A 19,256-nucleotide genomic window follows, 5' to 3' on the forward strand; every position below is an offset into this window, starting at 1 on the left:
TGAAAGGAGTGACTATGAATTGTTTAAATCATTAAGGTCAATTTTGTAAATAAAGTAGTTATCATCTCGATATACTTCTTTCAAAAACTCACAATCTCTGTGAGGTCTTTGATCTACGATGTGCGTTACATTGTATTCGTGTTTTAACCTGGGAATCATATCATGATGGCACGTTGAATTATTCAAATAGAATGCTTTAGCGATTTTCACTCTTTCATACCAGGTGATAATTTCTTGACTTTCATAGGGGTGGGATTTATTGTCTATGAAAACACACGCCCCCGTTCTCAATCTAAACTCATTTAAATGAATTGGTATCAGGTAAAGGTCGCCCTCGGTTTTCGAGAGCTCCAAGTAATCGGTAATTTCTGAAAAATTTTCTTCTTTATACCGCTCAAATTTTAAATATGTCACAAAAAATCCTGAAGAAGCAATAATAATAATGAACAACAGTAAAAATGAAAGCTTATAATTTCGGGACTTGTTATTTTCAGGAACAAAAACATTTGATTTTTTAACGAATGTACCTATAAGCAAAAAGGTGCAAAGTGGCATGATAATAACAGATACCCTCCAGGGGAACAATAATGCTAAAAAGTTGCTTTCTGTGAAAACCTGTAGGAGGGTAAGAAGTATTCCTCCTATAGAAGGGATTAGTATAATTGGAAAAATTCTTTTATTTCGGGTGAACCATAACGTTATGAGAACCACCAGTATTTTAAAGGTGGAAATCATATCAAACCATTCCATAACTTTAGCATGATGGGGAAACCTATAGTTGATTAAGATCTCTCGAGCAGTATTTGTAACCTGTTCATCATGATTTAAAAATGTTAAAGCATTGTAAACAACAAGCGGTGCTATTAATACAGAAGATACTAAACCTACCACAAGGGATTTTTTTTGCTCTTTTTCAGTGTAAAGGACAAGCATATAAGAGAAGATGATCAATCCGGAAGATAGGAGGTAAGTGCTGTGCAGGTAACAACAACTGATCACGGTCAGAATAGAAATATATAATTTGTTTTTAAGAAAAGTATATATCGAAATAAGCAGTAGCAAGCCAAAAGTACTGGGTAATAAGCCTGTGCCGAGTATGTATTGATCTGCCAGTCCCTTTAAGAGTATTTCTCCTGTAGTTGGTAAAGCACTTCTAAGCGCACCGGAACTCAGAAGTGTGACTATGACAAAAAATATCATGAAGGTTGAACTGTTGGTTTTGATACCAACAGTATCTGATGTGATTTTTGAAATCGTAATAATGAATACCCCCAGGGCAAGCAGAAAATACAAATAAAAGAATGCAGGAGACAGATAAGAATATGTAAAGCTTATCAGCGCACTGAATAGGGGAAACGGGTCTTTGGTACTTAGCATCCAGTCATGTGATAAATGCCCTAAACCCCCATTGGCTAACCCATGTAAAAAGTAAGTATTCTGGTTATGGTTGTAAATAGGATTTAAAGAATAACCGGCGACGTAGGTCAATGCTAACAGAAACAAAAACGTGTTTTCTTTTCCCAATCCTGGAAAATTTGGCATATTTAACATTTAAATAACATTGTATTAATATTGCTGGCGTTCACTCCTACACATACAAAAGCGCAAATATAGGGCTTAAATTTTATTGGTTGGGAGCTATTGCGCAGATCAGTAGAACTTTATGATTGAGAAGAGCAAATACCCAAATTCTAATCGTGTGGTCTTCTTCTACGTGATTATTCTGCTGCTCTTTGCTTTGAGTCCCAATTTATACCTATTCATTAAAAATTATTCTCAATTATCATTTTACTTCATTGCAAGAATAGCTGGCAGATTTTTGACAGTTATGATTTTGTTTTTATTACCTGTGTACTTTAAAGGGATAAATTTAAGATATTACTTTATTATAATATCCCCGCTGGTCCTGTTTGCTCCTTTCGCTTCAATATCCATCTATCTCTATGATTTTCTGCCATCAAAATTGGTCATGTTAAGTGTTTTGCAGACGAATCTTCATGAAACAAGTGAATTCTTGAGCGGGATAGAGGTTGTGTTCTTTATATTTCTATTAGCACTGTCGGTCTACTTTTGGATAGTTTTCAAAAAAATACCGAAATGCTGGACGTTAAAAAAAAGTACCGTTGTTTATTCACTTTCCGGGTTTTCAGTGTTTTTCATCTTGATTTTTGCAGGCCTTTCTTATACGAATGGTACAAAAAAAATTCTACACCAGTTCTACAGTAATGTCTTATACCTTTCATATCCCATTGGCGTTATTCACAATACGGTGGAGGCCTATGATTACCTGAGCTATGATAATGTGACGGAAAAAGAAGTATTTAATGCATTAGATATAAGTGAAAGTTCAGATCAAAAGATATGTGTTTTTGTCCTCGGAGAGTCATCCAGGTACGATAATTGGCAGGTAAATGGATATCATCGTTCTACATCACCGAATTTGGCAAGTATCGATAATCTTGTAGTAATGGCAGATATGATCAGCACAGCGCCTACTACGGGTTTAAGTTTGCCTCTGATATTAACCCGGGCCAAGGCAAGTGTGAAGAGATTTGATCCTGGCCATTCATTTCTGACAGCTCTAAAGCAGGCTGGGTATAAGGTGAGTTGGTTAACCAATCAAGTACTGGAGCAGTCAACCGTTCCTTATATTAATGAGGCGGATAACTACGAAAATATTTCGGAAAAGGATCAATACGATGACCAATTACTTCAGCTGCTTAAAAAAGAACTCATCGAAACAGATTCTAATCTTTTTGTGGTACTACATACAAAGGGAAATCATTTTGATTATGACGAAAGGTATCCCATAGAATTTGATCACTTCAAACCTTCTACTAAAAAAGAAACCTTTGTTTCAAGAGACATTGCTAATAAAGAACTTTACATTAATAGCTACGACAATTCCATTCTGTACACGGATTATTTCATTTCTGAAGTGATCAAGTCACTTGATTTGTTAGACAAAGAAGTCGTTAGTTCAGTGTTTTATGTTTCTGACCATGGTGAGATACTTTTTGATCATGGCAGGAATAAAATGGGACATGGTATTGGTGTAGTTGATAGAAATTTATACCATATTCCATGCTTCGTGTGGTTATCCGATGCTTTTGTTAAGGCAAGGCCGGGGAAGTATCATTACCTTAAAGAAAATGCTGGCAAAGCTGCCAGCACTGAAAATATATTTGATACTATTCTTGATTTGAACGATATTCAAATTGATCAGGGGTTAGGATCAAGCTTGACGCGAGAATATGTTCCTCAAAAAAGGTACGTATTAATCAACAATGACAGTATTGCAGATTATGACCTTATTATAAGGTGATAAACTATTTAATATTGCTGGGAAAGAAGTAATCACGAATGATTATTAATTCTCGTCGCACCCTTCTTTTTATAGCATCCCATAAAGAATCATGCCTGAGTAGAGCTCTATAACCCGTCCAGACGGTGGCTTTAGGTGTCCTTACCCGCCTTACCTTTCCGTAGGGCATTAGATCCCGTACCATAAAACCGTCAGAACCGGAGCTTTTATCCATAACAAAGCCGATTTTTAAACCAAGCTCCTTTATATAGCCAATACTCATTCCGTATGAATTCAAATACGGCCTGTTCAGGTGGCGTAACTCCATGAAAAGGCTTTTCGATACATCATAAAAGAAAAATTGCCATCTGGGTACTCTTTTATCACCGATGAAAGCATGCTTTCCGTATACCGCTACCGTATCTTTTCGCTTGAGTTTGTTGATCAGAAGTTCTATCCACTTTTTAGGGTAAATACAATCAGCATCGGCAAGTAAAATGTATTTTCCCTGTGCATTTTCCTGACCTAATTGCCTGGATGGGCCAGGACCTTGTATAGGTTGCTTGAGCTGCTTTATTTTCATCTTCTGTAGATATTCCCAGGTACGATCTTGCGAGTTGTTGTCTACTACAATAATCTCGTAGGCATATTGAGTTTCCTGCTCTGCTAACGAATAAATACAATTAACGATATGTTCTTCTTCATTCCAGGCCGGTATAACAATAGATACGTCCGGGTTAACATCTGCGGTATTTCGATCCAGTTGTCCATTTACCTTATCCCAAATAGAGGCATCATTTTCAACATCCAGTCCAACATATTTGCGAAGCCAGTTAGGGTTTCTAATCATTGTATAAAACTTATGACATTACTTAGATTATGTTCAAAAGTAATGAAGTGTAACTTTAAATATATATTTCTTTGCATAAAGAATTTTTTTAAAAAAAGGCAAGGTAAGCTTGTGAAAATCAATTAATTTGCATTAAGTATGGAAATAGTGTGAAAACGATGAAAAATCTTATAGCCTCTGGTATGTTGTTTTATTTTTTTATGGCTTTAGTATCCTGCGGAAGTGACGATAAAGGTGAACTTATTGAAATTGTCGAAAACCTTGATTCGCTGTTCGATCATTCCTATGTTGCTGCTGCTACCTTTTCAAATCTTGAAGGCACTAATGCAATTACGGATAATACTTCCGTAAGGTATTGGAAGGACCTTTCGGGAGATAAGGACATGGAGTTCATAGGAGATGAAATTCCAACACGGTATGGCCAACCTCCAACATTTCACTCAGATGAAGGAGGGTATGTTTTTGTTGCTAACCTCAAAAATCAACAATGGCGGACTAAACTGGATGAGTCAGTGCCCCAACCCATAGAGATGTATTTGGTGGTTCGTGATCTGAATTCACCCAATAACGAAGCATATATGGGTTTTTCGAGAGCTCCCGGATTCAGAAATCGAGACGATAAAATGAGTATGGAGTTAGAGAAAGAGGGAAAATTCCCTGATAACAGCGGTACTTTGGAGTATAATAAAATCTCAATCTTAAAGCTAAGGTATGATGGTAATAATTCACAAGCCTGGATAAATAATGTTCAAATACCGGGGAGAGCAGATGTAGGAGTGGCCAATGTGCAGGACCTGGTGTTAGGAACTAAAAATAACAACGCCCATGTGGACTTTTTCTTTATGGGAGTTCGTTTTGGTTCATTTACTCCTCAGGAGGACGAGTACATTTACAATGAGCTGGCGAAACGTTATCCTCCAGGCGAATATCCTGAAAAGCCTCTTGCAGAGAACATTAAAGCTACCTATGATAAAAGTACTAAATCCTGGACGGCTAAATACGAATATGTGAATACACTTGGCTTTGAGGAAGACGAAAGTCGTACGGAATACATTTGGATAGCTTCTGACGCTGGAAGGATTTACAATTTACAAAATCAGTTTCCCATTGCAGGGGCCAATAAAAAGACACTGGTAAGGGCCGATCACCCTGAAGTATTCACTAACAATCCACCTTCGGATGTTTGGTTAAAGGCTGTGGTAAAGGTATATGATGTTCAGGGCAATAGCTGGAGGTTTTTAGACAGTGATTGGCAAAAAGATAATACAGAGTAATATTGTTTATGTTAGTCCATCCAAGAGTGTAACATTTTAAGGTTTTAAGTTTAGTTTCCATTCTCCTCTTATGCTTCATGGCTGTACAATTGATAAAACCAAGGTACGCTTTGAGTGCATGTGTTCTATGAAATGAGCTGGCAAGAGTTCCCTATGAGAGCACTTTTACTTTATTTGTAACTATCAGTTACCAAGTTGCAGGTATTTCTGGTAGCGGCTGGGTTGCGCAACACTTCCGGTTCTTACCGTTAGGTTCTTCTCCCAAAAGATCAAAATGAATTTTTAAGTGAGGTCGGTCAGGTCTAACTTCCTACAATATATCTGCTTCTCTCCTTAACCACGAGTTTTATAACCTTAATGGCACCAATAGAAAGAAAAGAGACTAACATAACATGTACCACAAATGAAAATGAATTAAAACTAAATGTGGGGTAAATTTTGTTGACAGCGACTTCAATAATGCGTATAATGTACAGATGCAGGAAAAAAATACCGAAGCTGTATGTACCCAGGGCGCCCAGTACATTTAATTTTGAGTTTCTTAATTTATATAAAACATACACCAGGATAGGGGAGAGAACGAGCATTTTAAGTTTTCCAAAATTGAACAGGTAAGCATTACTGCGTTCATCCTCAACAAATCCATATCTCTTTCCTATAGCAATTACATCACTTAGCTCTAAGATGATGATCGTTAAATAAACAGCTATCAATGACAGTAAAATGAGCGGTTTCATATCAGTAATGTAGGCCTTATACCTACTGCAAGCCATACCAAACAGGTAAACAGGTATATAGTATAGAAATGAAATCCATGTATTAACGTTGTACCCGAAATCATACAGGAACAACCCGGAAACGAAGACAAAAGGAAATAAGAATTTGTAAAAATACCGTGTCCTGTCAAGGTAAATGAGAAGGGGAGAGATGATATAGATTAAGGTGATCATTGGAATAAACCAAAATGGCCCCATGTGTTTACCTGTTACCAGCATGTAACCTACTTTGTAGATAACGGAAGAGGTTAAATAATCATCTGATTGCCAAGGTTGATGACCATCAAAAAATAATTTATTTATTAATGCAGGGATGGATACAATGACGTAAGGCAGGATGACATAAGTAAATTTTTTCTTTAGATACGTCTTATAATCAAATTTTGCCCGGTGTACATGCTGGAAAAGAAAACCGGCAATGAAAACAAAAATTATGGTGCCATAAACCAGGATCGAAAACCAAAATTTCTCGGAAAAGGTATTATCCCCCCAGCCAAATGACGTTCTGCAATGAACCCCTAATATGAATAAAATGGCTAACCCTCTGAGGTTGTGAATGTAATTTAGATATGAACTATTCAATGCAATGGTTTAACTACGCGGGATAAAAGATACTTGAAAAGGGGTTGGAACAAGGGTTCTTATAAGGATGATTTAACGCTATATATTCTATTTCTCGGTTCAGGTCCATTTTTTTCTGAAAGAAATCTGTGGAGAGTAAAAAGTTTCCAACGATGAGATTTCTTTTTTGAAGATATTTGCTTCTGTAGGGCAAGGAAAATACCTTACTATCAAGGTAGTAATGGGCCATAATAAACAGTTTCATATTGGTATTGAACTGCCCCCATTTATTATCTTTTTTTGCTTCTTCAACAAATCGGTCAATGATACCCGGCTTTAACTTGAGCTTTCCGGTATCTTTCAACACCATATTTTTTACCGCTTTGTTAAAATCTGAAAAAATAAACCATCCACTGACTAAGGTGAATACTAAAAGGGATAAAATGAGTATGACAAACTTTCTACGGGTCATAGTGATAAATATACAAATTAAGAGAAAGATTGATCTGCTGCCAATAACGATAAGGCTGATAAAGTAAGTGTAGGGTTAGCAGGGGAAATAGTAGGGAAGGAGCCTCCGCCCAAAACAAATAGATTCCTATATTGATGATGTATTAAATGCTTATCTATGACACCCGTAGTGGCATCATGAGACATTCTTGTAGTCCCCAGAATATGGGCCTCACTTCTTTGTACCCTATCATCTATTTCAACACGTTCAATAGGTAAAAACGAAAAATATTTTTCTACATCCTTTTCTAATCTGGCTATGGCTTTTTCTACATAGGGTGAATGATGATGGTAATCAACCAGAGGCTTGTTTTTATCTTCTGACAATGTTACGGCATTGGTGTCTTGTGGCAGATCTTCATAAACAAATTTTAACTTAGCCAATTGACGCCATTTGCCAAATTCACTCCTGATAAATGGACGGTTATGATTTTCAATTAAGCAAGCGGCCCTTTCTTTTCTATGGTCTCCATCATACATCATGTAACCGTTGGCTGTAATGACACTGCTACCACCTAAATTGTCTAATCCATCAAAATATAACCAGACGTATTTACCCACCTGTTCCGTCAGGCCTTTGCCTGTAAAAGGGTTCGAATCTCCTGAACCTAGTAAAATATGCGCATTAAAGATTGCATTTGCACCTAAGGCTACTACTTCACCTCTGGCCTTAAAAGACTTATTTCCTGAATTATAATGAACTGCTCCGGCCAAATCACCCTTTAATTCCAGGTGGGTCACCTGTGCCTCGTACTGTATGGTTATTTGTTCTTTCTCTACAATATATTTAAGTGTGTTTTCTATGGTGAATTTAGAATTTACCGGACAAAGTTGACATACAGAGCTGCTACAACATTTGGCACGATTACCAATTGCACTACTGGCCCGGGCAGAAGGTTGACTGATATACAAGTCTCCATACTTCTTTTTAAGAAGTATATCTAAATTACTTAGTTCATGTGGTGGCAGTGGGTATTTCTTAGATTTTTTAAAGGGTGTGTCAGCCGGTCCTGAGATGGCCATGATCTCTTCAGCCATACAGTAGTAAGGCTCCAGTTCTTCGTATGAAACCGGCCAGTCTACTGCTATACCGTAATTGGTTTTTAATTTGAAATCAGATTCAAGAAATCTGGGAGTGCACCCTGTCCAACAATTTGACCCACCTCCGAAATTAGGCTCAAATACCCAATCTTTTTCTGAGTTGGGATTGATAATTTCTGACCTTTTAGATCTCCACGTTTGAGAAGCTGTGTCTTTTTTATCAATAACGTCCTGGAGGCGGTTAGCATGTGAGTATAGTCTTCCCCGCTCTAAAACCAATACTTTTGCTTTAGGTTTTTTTTCCAAATACTTTTTTAGAAAAAAAATAGAGGCGAATCCGGTACCTACAAGAATCAGATCATATCCGTCATCATTCATTTAAATTCAATGTATGGTGGTTTGATGTTTCGGATAAAGCTCCGATCGCTTCACTAATTCTTTTTGATATGATACGATTACCATTTGCGGAAACATGGCAAAAATCAACATAAATATACTCATCCCTGTCAAATGCATCGGTAAAATCATAGATCCAATCATAATCCAAACTGTCAATCGTATTACTCAGCGCGTTATAGATTGAAATAAAGTTATCTTTCAGGTCATTATCAAGTTCCAGGTGATCCACTTTAGCGTTTCCTACATAAGCGCCAGGCTGAAGAACAGCTATGAACTGTCCGCCATTGGCCTCTACTAATGTTTTAGCCATTGTCCAATTGTTGATCATCCCGTTGGCGATTTGATTGACTTTTTCAATATTACCGGCACAATTATAAGCAGATCCGTTCGCTTCATCAGAAAACCTGTTGATGAGGTTCAAAATATTTCGAACGAACAACTTTTCCAACATTATAACGATATAAGTGGTATTACTGCCGTATAATCTTTTTTGAAATGATGGAACAAGCCTATGCCCCGGTACATCAATTTCCGTAGGGCACAAAAAAGAGGCATCATTAACACCATCATAAAAAACAACGATATCCATTTTTTCACCCCGGGATATCTTATTGACGAGTTCTGCCAGGTTTTGTCTGCTGTTATAAGCTAGCTGACCATGGTTATAGACGGCGTAAGAATGATTGTCATAAGCAAACAAAGAAGGTATCGTAGTGGAATCAGAAGAGCCCTCACCCCACATGGTGGAACCTCCAAAGAAATGGACACTTTTTTGAGTTGTATTGATTTTAGTTTGTGGTGTATATCTCAGGCCATTGTTTTGGATATTGGTTGTAGGTCCGCTATACGACTTTGTCTTCCAGCCGGTGAAGGGATGATACCTGTGTTTTATCCTATTATAGTCTTCAAAGATCTTACGTCCTAATGCACGATTATCTGCATAGTTGGGTAAATTCCAGCGTTCGGAACGATTTGATCTCAAAAACACACCACAAATCCAGTTTATGGCTAACAACAAAACTACCAGAACGATCAGGTTAATTGAGATGACCCTGATAAAACGCTTGATCATCTGTTCATGTTCTTAAATGGCTTTGAAATATTTAGCGTGAACCAGTGACAGTATATCCTCTTATTTTATAACCAGTTTCTTCTGAATGACTTCTGAACCCTGATTGACCAGTACTACATATATTCCTGCCGGTACACCACTGTTATAAGAAATTTCGACACCTCTGCTAAACTCATCCACTTCATAAGATCTTGATATATACTCCCGACCTATGTAATCCAATAACTTCACTGTTATAGGCTGATCAGATCCGTCAACAAGACCTTTTAACGTAAACTCACCACGATCGGTAGGATTAGGGTACAGTTGGATCTTATTCTCTACATTGAACGTTACAATGATCGGTTTGGAATAGTCGTAGTCACCATTTCTATCGGTTTGCTTGATTCTATAGGTCGCAGTTCGTATAGGAGTACGGTCCAGGAACTCATAGTCAATTCTATCGAAACTATCTCCGGCACCATTTACCTTGCCAATGGATGTGAAATCTATACTATTAACAGACCTTTCCACGGTGAAGAAATCATTATTGACTTCACTTCCTGTAGCCCAGGTTAACCAGACCCCTTTGGACGCAATAGAAGCTTTGAACTCGATAAACTCAACGGGTAGAGGAGTTCCACCAGTTGTAGTCGTAGTTACTGTTTCACTGTTTGGAGAAGTATTACCCGCCGGATCTTGTGCTACTACTGAGAAATTATACTCAGTATCCTCAGTCAGGTCAGCGATCAAAATACTGGTAGCAGGTGTACTTGCCAGCGTTCTGAGGTTAGACTTACTGCCACTTCTTCCATTCGAACTTAGCCTGCCTGAAGTAGATCCTATCTCAACACCATTGTCATAGATGGTATATCCGCTTACTCCTACATTGTCCGTAGAAGGCGACCAGGAAAGCCCTACAGATGTAGGTCCTATTGTCAGAACTGTTAGGTCGGTTGGCTGAGAAGGAGGTACGCCATCACCAATGACTGTAGCAGATACTTCAGTACTAAAATCAGATTCCCCATCCGTATTGATGCTGCGGGCAACATAATAATAAGTCACTGAAGGTTCCAGTTCAGTATCTACGAATGTTAATTCGCCAAGATTTGAGGTATGCACCACTTCGTATGGCCCGCCTGAAGATGTGCCTCTATATATTTCCGTTTGTACCGAAGCTGGTGTATCATGGTTCCAGCCTACATCTATACTGAATTCAGATGGCCTTGAAGTGGCGAGTAATGAATTAGGCGCAGTAGGAGGGAGAATATTAACTATTTCTCCACTGATCAATGCCTCATCAGGAATTAAACGTTTGGTTATTCCCGGCCCTTCATATCTAACCTCCAAACCAGCTCCTCGTGTTCTTTCGAAAAAAGTTACGGTGATTGGATGACCACCCGCAGTCAAAAATATTGAACCACTTTGCTCTTCCATGCCATGTAGCCCATCATTGTCCACTAAGGCGTTGTTAATATTAGGATCATAAGCATTTGAGTCGTCATTAGGGTTTATATATAATGCACTTCCATCGTCTGACGTTGTATAGAACGTATAGGTCCCGTTTGTAGGCACGAATATAAAGCCGTCGAATCTAAAATTGTAGAAATCGTCCTGGGTCCGAGGTGCTAAACTAAAGTTATTGATAGTACCGGTAAATTCAGGCTCAATATTGTTAAAGTTGGGTAACACGTCGTAGGCATCAGTGCTATGCTCGTAAGTTAGGCCACCGAAGAAAGTGGAACCTGTAACCTGGCTACTTGGAGTAGACCTGTTACCGGCCAAGTCAATTGCAACCACATTAAAGTTATAATAGGTGTTGATCGTCAGACCTGTAATTGTAATGACAGAATCAGGGTACGATACAGATTCTATGTTGGGGCCGCCAAATATCTCATATCCACTGATACCGGATCTGTCCGTAGTATGCGACCATCGCAGGCTGATGCTGTTAATCGTATTAGAAGTCACCTCTAAATTAGCAGGAGCATCAGGTGCGTCTGAATCCGCGTTGGTAACTGTATTCACTTCGCTCGTAAAAGGTGATCCGCCCTGATTATTGATCGCTCTGATGACATAGTAATATGTAGTATTTGGAATTAAATTTGAGTCTACATGTCCGATTGCATCTGCTGATGCAACGGTCAATAGAACATAAGGCCCGCCGGCTGTGGTAGACCTGTATATTTCAAAACCAGTTTCGTTGTCGGAGTTGTCTGTCCAGAAAACATTGATACTGGTGGAAGAAGCAGGTAAGGCCACTGGAGTGGTAGGTGCACTGATAACCGCTGAACCGTTGAAAACAACATCCAGTGTATTGGATGGTAAGCTGGGACAGGCATCAACATTACTCACAACTACTGAGTAAACGCCTGATTCCGTCACTTCAATGGTGGTGCTGTCGGCATATGCTGCGCCAAGAGAAACACCATCTTTGTACCAGTCATAGACAGCATGTCCTGAAGGAGCCTGCAGTATTACCGTATCTGCATTATTTATATCGGGAAGGATCGTGCTGCTGTTAGCTGTGATAGTGGGTACAATAGGTGTTCTTTCTGTCAGCGTCACAGGATCTGACCAACGATTCCAATCGTCTGTAGATTCTCTTCTGTACCTGACCCTGTAAGTGCCGGATTCAAAAGCATATATATCATGATCGATACTGTCCGTCATGATCATGCCGTCTTTTTCCCATTCATAAGCATCAAATCCGCTTGATACACCTAGTCTGACACCTTGGTTGCTGGTAGTACAAATAGTAGAATCTCCGAAGTAAACATGGATATTGGCTTTGTTCTGTTTTAACATCCAGGAGAAAAATTCATCTTCGCCATAAGCTGTATTCCAGGTACCATGTCTTAAAGTAGGATACTCTGTATACCTTATTATTCCTCCTTCGGCTTCAAAATTCGATACTATGGTACGCGTCTGATTTGGTGACGGGCTATCGTCTCTACCTCCCTGAAATGTCCATATAGGAATATGTGCCACCTTTTCATAATTTATATCATGAGCAGGAATAGTAGCAGACATAGGTAATGCTGCAGCGAAAAGGTCAGGACGTCTGTCTAGAATTTTCCATGACCCAAAACCACCATTCGAAAGGCCATGTACATAAATCCTATTTTTATCAATATTTAACGAGTCCGTTAATAACTCAATAATTCTAATAGCATGATCTCTTTGATTACCGATCCATCCTGACTGGGCCTGCGGAAAAAAAACGAAACCGGGAAAAGCCCTAGGGTGTAATCCTGCGTCTTCTGCTTTTAAACCATCGGCTCGTATAACCGCATCTCGGTGTTGTCTTCCGCCGTGCGATAGATTGTGATCATTATTCTTGTATTTTGGATCATCATTTTCATCATAACAACTCCTCCAGCAATGGGCCCGCTCACCAGCCCCGTGGAGCATAACGATCATAGGATATTCGTAAAAATCCGGATCAGAGGGTTCCCTATGGACATAATCCAGGGGAAACATTAACCTGTAATTCATCTTATCAGGACGAGTTGACGGATCGCCATCCTTAGTGCTGGCATCTACATCGTATTGTAAGTGACCTTCACCAAAAACTGTAATGGTCGTTCCATTACGTGGACCTGAATTAAAAGTGTATTGACCTGAATTCCAATTGGTCATTGCACCTGAAGGAGCGCCATAGTAAGTGTCTGTATAGTCGCCTGTGCCGGAAGGGTCAACCGTCTCATCGTCAGGATTAGTCCTCCAGCTTTTGGTACCGGGCTGTAATGAATAATTCCTGGTATTTTGCGCATAACTACTTGAGGCAAATAGTAGTAAAATGCAAATAGGTAGATATATGTTCCTCATTTTGAGCCGTTTGTTTGATGGTTTTAATTAGGTGTTAATCAAATGACCTTACAAAAGGTAACCAAAGATGATGTAAGTTTTTTTCCATAATTTAACGGTAAATGTACGTTATTTATAATATTTTATTCTATTGAATTGGATTTTTATTAGTAACCGTTAAATTCGCGAGTCAATATAATCAACTGATTTTTAAGTTTTTTAAAATATTTATGTTGTCTAACAAACGATAGGGGTACTTTTGTTCCTTATTAAACTAATAAAAGGAATTGGTCAGCGGTAGAGATGTAGTTTTTATAGGGATTCAACCCTGGGACATTAAAATTGGCAGCAATTGTAAGAATATAGCCCTTGAATTGAGTAAAAATAACAGGGTCCTCTATGTGAATGCTCCGTTGGACAGGAAAACAGCATTCATTGAAAGGCATTCTGAAGGTGTTAAAAAACGAAAATCAATCATAAAGGGTGAAGCTCCCGATCTAGAAAAGATCAACTCAAATCTGCATACCTTTTATCCTAAAAAAATGATTGAGAGCATTAATTGGCTCCCTCATGGTTCTATTTATCGTCTGCTCAATAAAAGAAATGCCAAACTGTTTTTTAATGAAGTAAAAAGAGTTTTAAAAGACCTGTCATTCGAGAACTACGTGCTTTTCAATGATTGCTCCATGTTTCTGGGTTATCATGCTACTGAAATGCTGGACCCTTCCTTGTCGCTCTATTATATCAGGGATAATCTCGTTTCACAATATTATTTTGGCAAGCATGGTAAAACGATGGAACCGGAATTAGCCGCCAAATATGATGTGGTAATGGCTAACTCGAATTTCCTTTCCGAGTATCTTGGAAAATATAATCCACATTCCTACATGGTAGGGCAAGGGTGTGACCTGGATGCATTTAAACCGGATAATGTGTCGAAAGACGCTCCGTTGGACTTAAAACCTATTCCAAGACCGATTATTGGATATCTTGGCTACCTTACTACCCTAAGACTGAGCATTGAGTTGATCGTTGAATTGGCTAAATCAAGGCCAGATTATAGCTTTGTACTTGTCGGTCCGGAAGATACAGCGTTTAAAGATTCTGAATTGCATAACATGGCCAATGTTCATTTTTTGGGTAGCAAGGAATCCAACGTTTTAAGCGATTATATAGGTCATTTTGACGTCGCCATTAACCCTCAGACAGTCAATGGTATGACAATAGGAAATTATCCGAGGAAAATTGACGAATATTTGGCTCTTGGCAAACCCACTGTTGCGACAGCTACTCCGGCTATGCAATATTTTGAAGATACGGTTTATTTAGCGGAAGATGCCGAGGATTATGCTAGTAAAATTGATCTCGCATTGGATGAAGATAACAAAGAACTGGCCGTGAAGAGAATTAAATGTGCAGAAGGTCATACTTGGGGGAATCATGTTGAAAATATGGGTAAAGTCATTGAAAAAATTATGAAAGAAAAGGGTAAAGCAATATGAAATATTTGAAGCATTTACTGTTGTCATTGATGTCAGTATTCATCATGGCATGTAACGGCAATGAATCAACCCAGTCTTCCAATCAGGATCTCAAGGCTGAAACGGATCGTATGCCTGTTAAAAAAGCAATCCCGGATTCTGAAGAAGAGGTTAGTGAACTTCCTGAGGGCCTGAAACTTATTAATGGCAGTGACTGTAATGTTTGCCATAAGAAAGACATCAAACTGGTTGGTCCTTCTTATATTGATATAGCCAATAAATATGATAAATCTGACAAGGTCATAACTACCCTGGCCGAGACTATCATTAAAGGAGGTAAAGGTGTATGGGGAGAAGTTATGATGACCGCACACCCATCCTTAAAAGGTGAAGATGTGGAAAAAATGGTTGAGTATATCCTTGATTTACGAACGATTGAATGAAGATGAATCGGAGAAAGGCGCTGGTTGGAATTACATCTGGCGGATTAGGCCTGGTGTTCTTTTCAGGTTACAAATGGTATGACTGGAACCGGAAACCAAACCTGGAGCAACTTCAAGGTAAACAAGAGATGATTAACGAATTAGCTGAACTTATCATACCAGGCACAGATACTCCGGGAGCTATTGAAGCACAGGTGGGCAAGGTAGTAGTTGATTTGATCACTTCCTGTGCGGATAGGAAAACTCAAAACAGATTTATGAATGGATTAATTGACCTTGAAAAGAAGGCGCTTGCGCTACATGGAAAAAACTTTCCGGAGTGTAGTAATGAGGAAAAGCACGGTCTTCTGACAGAGGTCGAAAATCATGACATGAAACTCGATGGTTTTATAGGAAAAGCTTCTAAAAAAATGTTCGGCAAATCTTTTTTTCGTACTTTGAGAGACTATACGTCTATAGCTTTTTGTACGTCCGAACTTGGTGCGAGTAAATCACTTAATTATGTTCTTGTTCCTGGCAAGTATATGGGATGTATACCGTTAGAAAAAGACCAACCCTCCTGGACAACTGAATAGAAATTACTTAAGAATCAAGTTTACGTCATTTATATGAGCCAATTGAATGTCAATATTAGCTCCAAACCGAATACATCTTATGATGCTATTGTAGTGGGTTCCGGTATTAGCGGTGGTTGGGCGGCAAAGGAGTTATGTGAGAAAGGCCTTAAGACATTGTTGCTGGAGCGCGGTCGGAATGTTGAGCACATCAAAGACTATCACACCGCATTTAAAAAACCATGGGACTTTAAAAACCGTCTCCTTGAATCTCTCGAAGATCAAGAGGAGAACCCCATTCAGTGTCAGGCTTATGATGAAGGTAGTAAACATTTTTATGTCAATGATAAAGAGCACCCCTATATACAGGAAAAGCCCTTTAACTGGATACGGGGCTATCAATTAGGAGGCAGGTCTTTGACCTGGGGCAGGCAATGCTATCGCCTGAGTGACCTTGATTTTGAAGCCAATTTAAAAGAAGATATCGCTGTAGATTGGCCTATACGCTACAAAGACCTGGCCCCCTGGTATGATTATGTAGAAAGATTTGTCGGAATCGCCGGAAGAAATGAGGGCTTGAGTTATTTACCTGATGGTAAGTTTCAGCCCCCTATAGAAATGAATTGTGTGGAAGACTATTTTTCAAAAGAGATAAGGAAAGAATTTCCGGGAAGGGTCGTTACACCGGGGCGGTCTGCCAATCTCACGGAATCCATCGAAGGGCGGGGACCTTGCCAGTTCAGGAACTTGTGTGACCGTGGCTGTCCGTTTAGTGGATATTTTAGTAGTAACTCGGCCACTTTACCTGCAGCGCTTAAAACCGGGAATCTCACACTTCAGACTGATTCAATTGTGATGGAAGTGTTATATGATAAAGATAAAAACAGGGCTGAAGGGGTAAGAGTGATTGATGCGGTCACCAATGAAGAATCCGTGTATTATGCGGATATTATATTTTTGAATGCAAGTACCATTGCTACTGCTGCAATTTTATTGAATTCAGCTACTGATCAGTTCCCTGAAGGCCTGGGAAATTCAAGTGGTCAATTAGGACATAACCTGATGGACCATTTCGTAATAGCAGGTGCCGAAGGAGAATTCCATGGTTTTGAAGACCAATACTATTATGGAAGAAATCCCGGATGTATTTATATTCCCAGATTCAGGAACCTTGATGATACGGATAAGGGAAATGATTTTACGAGAGGGTATGCTTTTCAGGGTTATGGGGAACGAATGTCCTGGAGAGACAAATACAAAACTCTTGATGGTTTTGGAGAAGAATATAAAAAAGAGTTGATGACTCCAGGTCCGTGGAGGTTGTGGATAGGAGCATGGGGTGAGACTTTACCGTATTATGACAATAAAGTCGCACTGTCCACTACTCAAAAAGACAAATGGGGATTACCATTGGTTAAGATAGATTTCCAATACCATTCTAATGAAGAAAACATGCGCAATGACATCAAATCCAGTGCGTATGAAATGTTGGAGAAAACGGGTTTTAAAAACATCGAGGTGTTTGATCATGAAAGGCCAGGGGGGTCTGCTGTTCACGAGATGGGTACGGCGAGAATGGGGAGAGACCCTAAAACTTCAGTATTGAACGGTTTTAATCAAATGCACGATGTTAAAAACATCTTTATAACGGACGGGAGTTGCATGACTTCATCTGCGTGTCAAAACCCTTCTCTTACGTATATGGCACTTACAGCACGTGCTTGCGACTATGCTGCAAGAGAAATGAAACAACGTAATTTATAGTGGCCTATTCAATATGAAGGATCCAGGCATTCTTAAAGTCAAAGATGTCTAAACTTCGTATTTCACCTCTTATGCTAACGATGTCCTCAAGTTTTTCAGCTCTTCTCAGGTATACGTAATTATAGCCCGTTATAGGACTATAACCTATTGCCCCTTCATAACCTGCATTACTAATGTTGCTCAAATGATTTCTGGCATTTTCTTTTTTAGCGAATGCTCCTACCACTATATAATAACCTTTTGATATTCCTTCATTTTGAGGGTGAAGATCCACCTTGACTATGTTATCCATCCTTTCGGAGGATTCTTCCGGTTCTGTCTCTGATTCAGCAGGGTCTGCTTCTTCATAGGTTTCCTCCTCTTCAATTTCTTGTTCCGGAACCTCAACCTGACTTTGTTTGTCAACCGGAGCGGTCTTTTTTTCTGTTTTTTTCGTGTCCGTTTTGTCAATAACTTCGATGCCTGGCTGCTCCGGAGTTTCTTCTTTCTTTTCTTCTTTTTCTGTGATTATCAGTGTCTCATTTTCAATGATCGCTGGTTCAGTTATGGGTTGGGTTTTTCTTTTGTTCTTCTTATCTAATCTCAGTACTATCTGGAATTCGTGAGAACCCTGGCCAAAACTTGCCGCCAGATCCGGAGCAAAGTCATAGGCATATCCAAAGCGAAGGAAATCACTTACATTCATACCCAGATGAGCACTAGGGCCAACATCCTGCATGTAACCACCGCCTATCCAGAAAAGATCCTTGTAATATAATGTGCCTAAGCCACCATATTGACTTAATTCAGACCGGAAAGTCTGGAAAAATACGTTTGGTTCAAAATCAAACTGAGGACTTATGGTAAAGCGATAGGAAATATTTGAGAAAGTAGTTTGTGTTATATCAATACCCACATCTTCAAAAATTTCTTCAGCAAACAGTTCCGTTTCAAAAAGTTGCGGTAAGGCGAAGCTTACAGTAAGCGCTTTTAATTTGAAATTCATGCCAAATTGCCCGACCGGGAACAGACTGTTATTATTATTGTTAAGTGCCTGATCGTTAATGGAAGATTCAATAGAGTTTCTGCCTGTACCTGCAGTCAACCCAAAAGTCAAACTAGTTTGATCATTAAAATTCACTGAATAACTCGCTCCGATTTGTCCTTCATACGTAGTGATTAAGCCTCTCTTGTCACTCGATAAAATGGCTCCAACTGAAAGTTTACGGTTTAAAGGAAGTTGAAAGCTCAAATGAGTCATAACCGGCGCACCGTCAACGTCTAACCATTGCTGTCTATGATTAATATATAGTTCTGTAAAGCCTGAATTTCCTATGAAGGAAGGGTTGTAGACAACCGGGTTGTTAAAAAATTGATTATAAACTATGGATCTTTGAGCTAACAAAGAAGAGAAAGACATAGTGATTACAGTAAGTAGTATGAAAGACTTTCTCATAGA

14 protein-coding genes are annotated in these 19,256 nt (G+C 39.0%); 6 read left to right on the forward strand and 8 right to left on the reverse strand.

What is annotated here, in order from left to right:
* Positions 1 to 12 precede the first annotated feature (12 nt).
* Positions 13 to 1,542 (reverse strand): DUF6798 domain-containing protein, encoded by a 1,530-nt coding sequence (locus FNH22_RS08670; RefSeq protein ID WP_143397960.1) that lies wholly within the window; start codon positions 1,540 to 1,542, stop codon positions 13 to 15.
* 472 nt (positions 1,543 to 2,014) lie between these two features.
* On the opposite strand from FNH22_RS08670, the gene FNH22_RS08675 reads away from it, so the two are divergent.
* Complete coding sequence (locus FNH22_RS08675; protein ID WP_370513173.1) at positions 2,015 to 3,325, forward strand: phosphoethanolamine transferase; 1,311 nt, start codon at positions 2,015 to 2,017, stop codon at positions 3,323 to 3,325.
* A 4-nt stretch (positions 3,326 to 3,329) separates the two neighbouring features.
* Here the strand turns inward: FNH22_RS08675 and FNH22_RS08680 are convergent, their stop codons facing one another.
* A complete protein-coding gene (locus FNH22_RS08680) occupies positions 3,330 to 4,154 on the reverse strand; it encodes a glycosyltransferase family A protein (protein ID WP_143397962.1) in 825 nt (274 codons plus the stop codon).
* Between the two features lie 158 nt (positions 4,155 to 4,312).
* On the opposite strand from FNH22_RS08680, the gene FNH22_RS08685 reads away from it, so the two are divergent.
* Positions 4,313 to 5,428: a hypothetical protein gene (locus FNH22_RS08685; protein WP_143397963.1), complete on the forward strand. Its 1,116-nt coding sequence runs from the start codon at positions 4,313 to 4,315 to the stop codon at positions 5,426 to 5,428.
* A gap of 302 nt (positions 5,429 to 5,730) precedes the next feature.
* Here the strand turns inward: FNH22_RS08685 and FNH22_RS08690 are convergent, their stop codons facing one another.
* Genes FNH22_RS08690 through FNH22_RS08710 form a run of 5 tightly spaced genes read right to left on the reverse strand, consistent with a single transcriptional unit; the run spans position 5,731 to position 13,597 of the window.
* Positions 5,731 to 6,786, reverse strand: coding sequence for an acyltransferase (locus FNH22_RS08690; protein WP_185154133.1), 1,056 nt, complete (start codon positions 6,784 to 6,786; stop codon positions 5,731 to 5,733).
* Positions 6,787 to 6,799: 13 nt separating this feature from the next.
* Positions 6,800 to 7,237, reverse strand: a complete 438-nt coding sequence (locus tag FNH22_RS08695; RefSeq protein ID WP_143397965.1) for a hypothetical protein — start codon at positions 7,235 to 7,237, stop codon at positions 6,800 to 6,802.
* 17 nt (positions 7,238 to 7,254) lie between these two features.
* On the reverse strand, positions 7,255 to 8,694 hold the full coding sequence (locus FNH22_RS08700) for a GMC oxidoreductase (protein WP_143397966.1): 1,440 nt from the start codon (positions 8,692 to 8,694) through the stop codon (positions 7,255 to 7,257).
* Positions 8,687 to 9,787: a hypothetical protein gene (locus FNH22_RS08705; protein ID WP_143397967.1), complete on the reverse strand. Its 1,101-nt coding sequence runs from the start codon at positions 9,785 to 9,787 to the stop codon at positions 8,687 to 8,689. The genes FNH22_RS08700 and FNH22_RS08705 overlap by 8 nt, the downstream gene beginning before the upstream one ends.
* A 60-nt stretch (positions 9,788 to 9,847) precedes the next feature.
* Positions 9,848 to 13,597, reverse strand: a complete 3,750-nt coding sequence (locus FNH22_RS08710) for a fibronectin type III domain-containing protein (RefSeq protein ID WP_143397968.1) — start codon at positions 13,595 to 13,597, stop codon at positions 9,848 to 9,850.
* A 266-nt stretch (positions 13,598 to 13,863) separates the two neighbouring features.
* On the opposite strand from FNH22_RS08710, the gene FNH22_RS08715 reads away from it, so the two are divergent.
* The 4 genes from FNH22_RS08715 to FNH22_RS08730 are packed head-to-tail and all read left to right on the forward strand — an operon-like array spanning position 13,864 to position 17,818.
* Positions 13,864 to 15,078 carry a glycosyltransferase gene (locus FNH22_RS08715; protein ID WP_143397969.1) on the forward strand — a complete coding sequence of 405 codons (1,215 nt, stop codon included), beginning with the start codon at positions 13,864 to 13,866 and terminating at the stop codon, positions 15,076 to 15,078.
* Between the two features lie 29 nt (positions 15,079 to 15,107).
* The gene (locus FNH22_RS08720; RefSeq protein WP_221420242.1) at positions 15,108 to 15,500 is read left to right on the forward strand and encodes a c-type cytochrome; all 393 of its coding nucleotides are present in this window, start codon (positions 15,108 to 15,110) and stop codon (positions 15,498 to 15,500) included.
* Between the two features lie 2 nt (positions 15,501 to 15,502).
* Complete coding sequence (locus FNH22_RS08725; protein WP_185154134.1) at positions 15,503 to 16,075, forward strand: gluconate 2-dehydrogenase subunit 3 family protein; 573 nt, start codon at positions 15,503 to 15,505, stop codon at positions 16,073 to 16,075.
* 33 nt (positions 16,076 to 16,108) lie between these two features.
* Positions 16,109 to 17,818: a GMC oxidoreductase gene (locus FNH22_RS08730; RefSeq protein ID WP_143397972.1), complete on the forward strand. Its 1,710-nt coding sequence runs from the start codon at positions 16,109 to 16,111 to the stop codon at positions 17,816 to 17,818.
* A 4-nt stretch (positions 17,819 to 17,822) separates the two neighbouring features.
* Here the strand turns inward: FNH22_RS08730 and FNH22_RS08735 are convergent, their stop codons facing one another.
* Positions 17,823 to 19,253, reverse strand: coding sequence for a PorP/SprF family type IX secretion system membrane protein (locus tag FNH22_RS08735; RefSeq protein ID WP_143397973.1), 1,431 nt, complete (start codon positions 19,251 to 19,253; stop codon positions 17,823 to 17,825).
* Between the last annotated feature and the right edge of the window lie 3 nt (positions 19,254 to 19,256).

It is taken from the genome of Fulvivirga sp. M361 (assembly GCF_007097395.1).
In the GTDB taxonomy this organism is placed as follows: Bacteria; Bacteroidota; Bacteroidia; order Cytophagales; family Cyclobacteriaceae; genus Fulvivirga.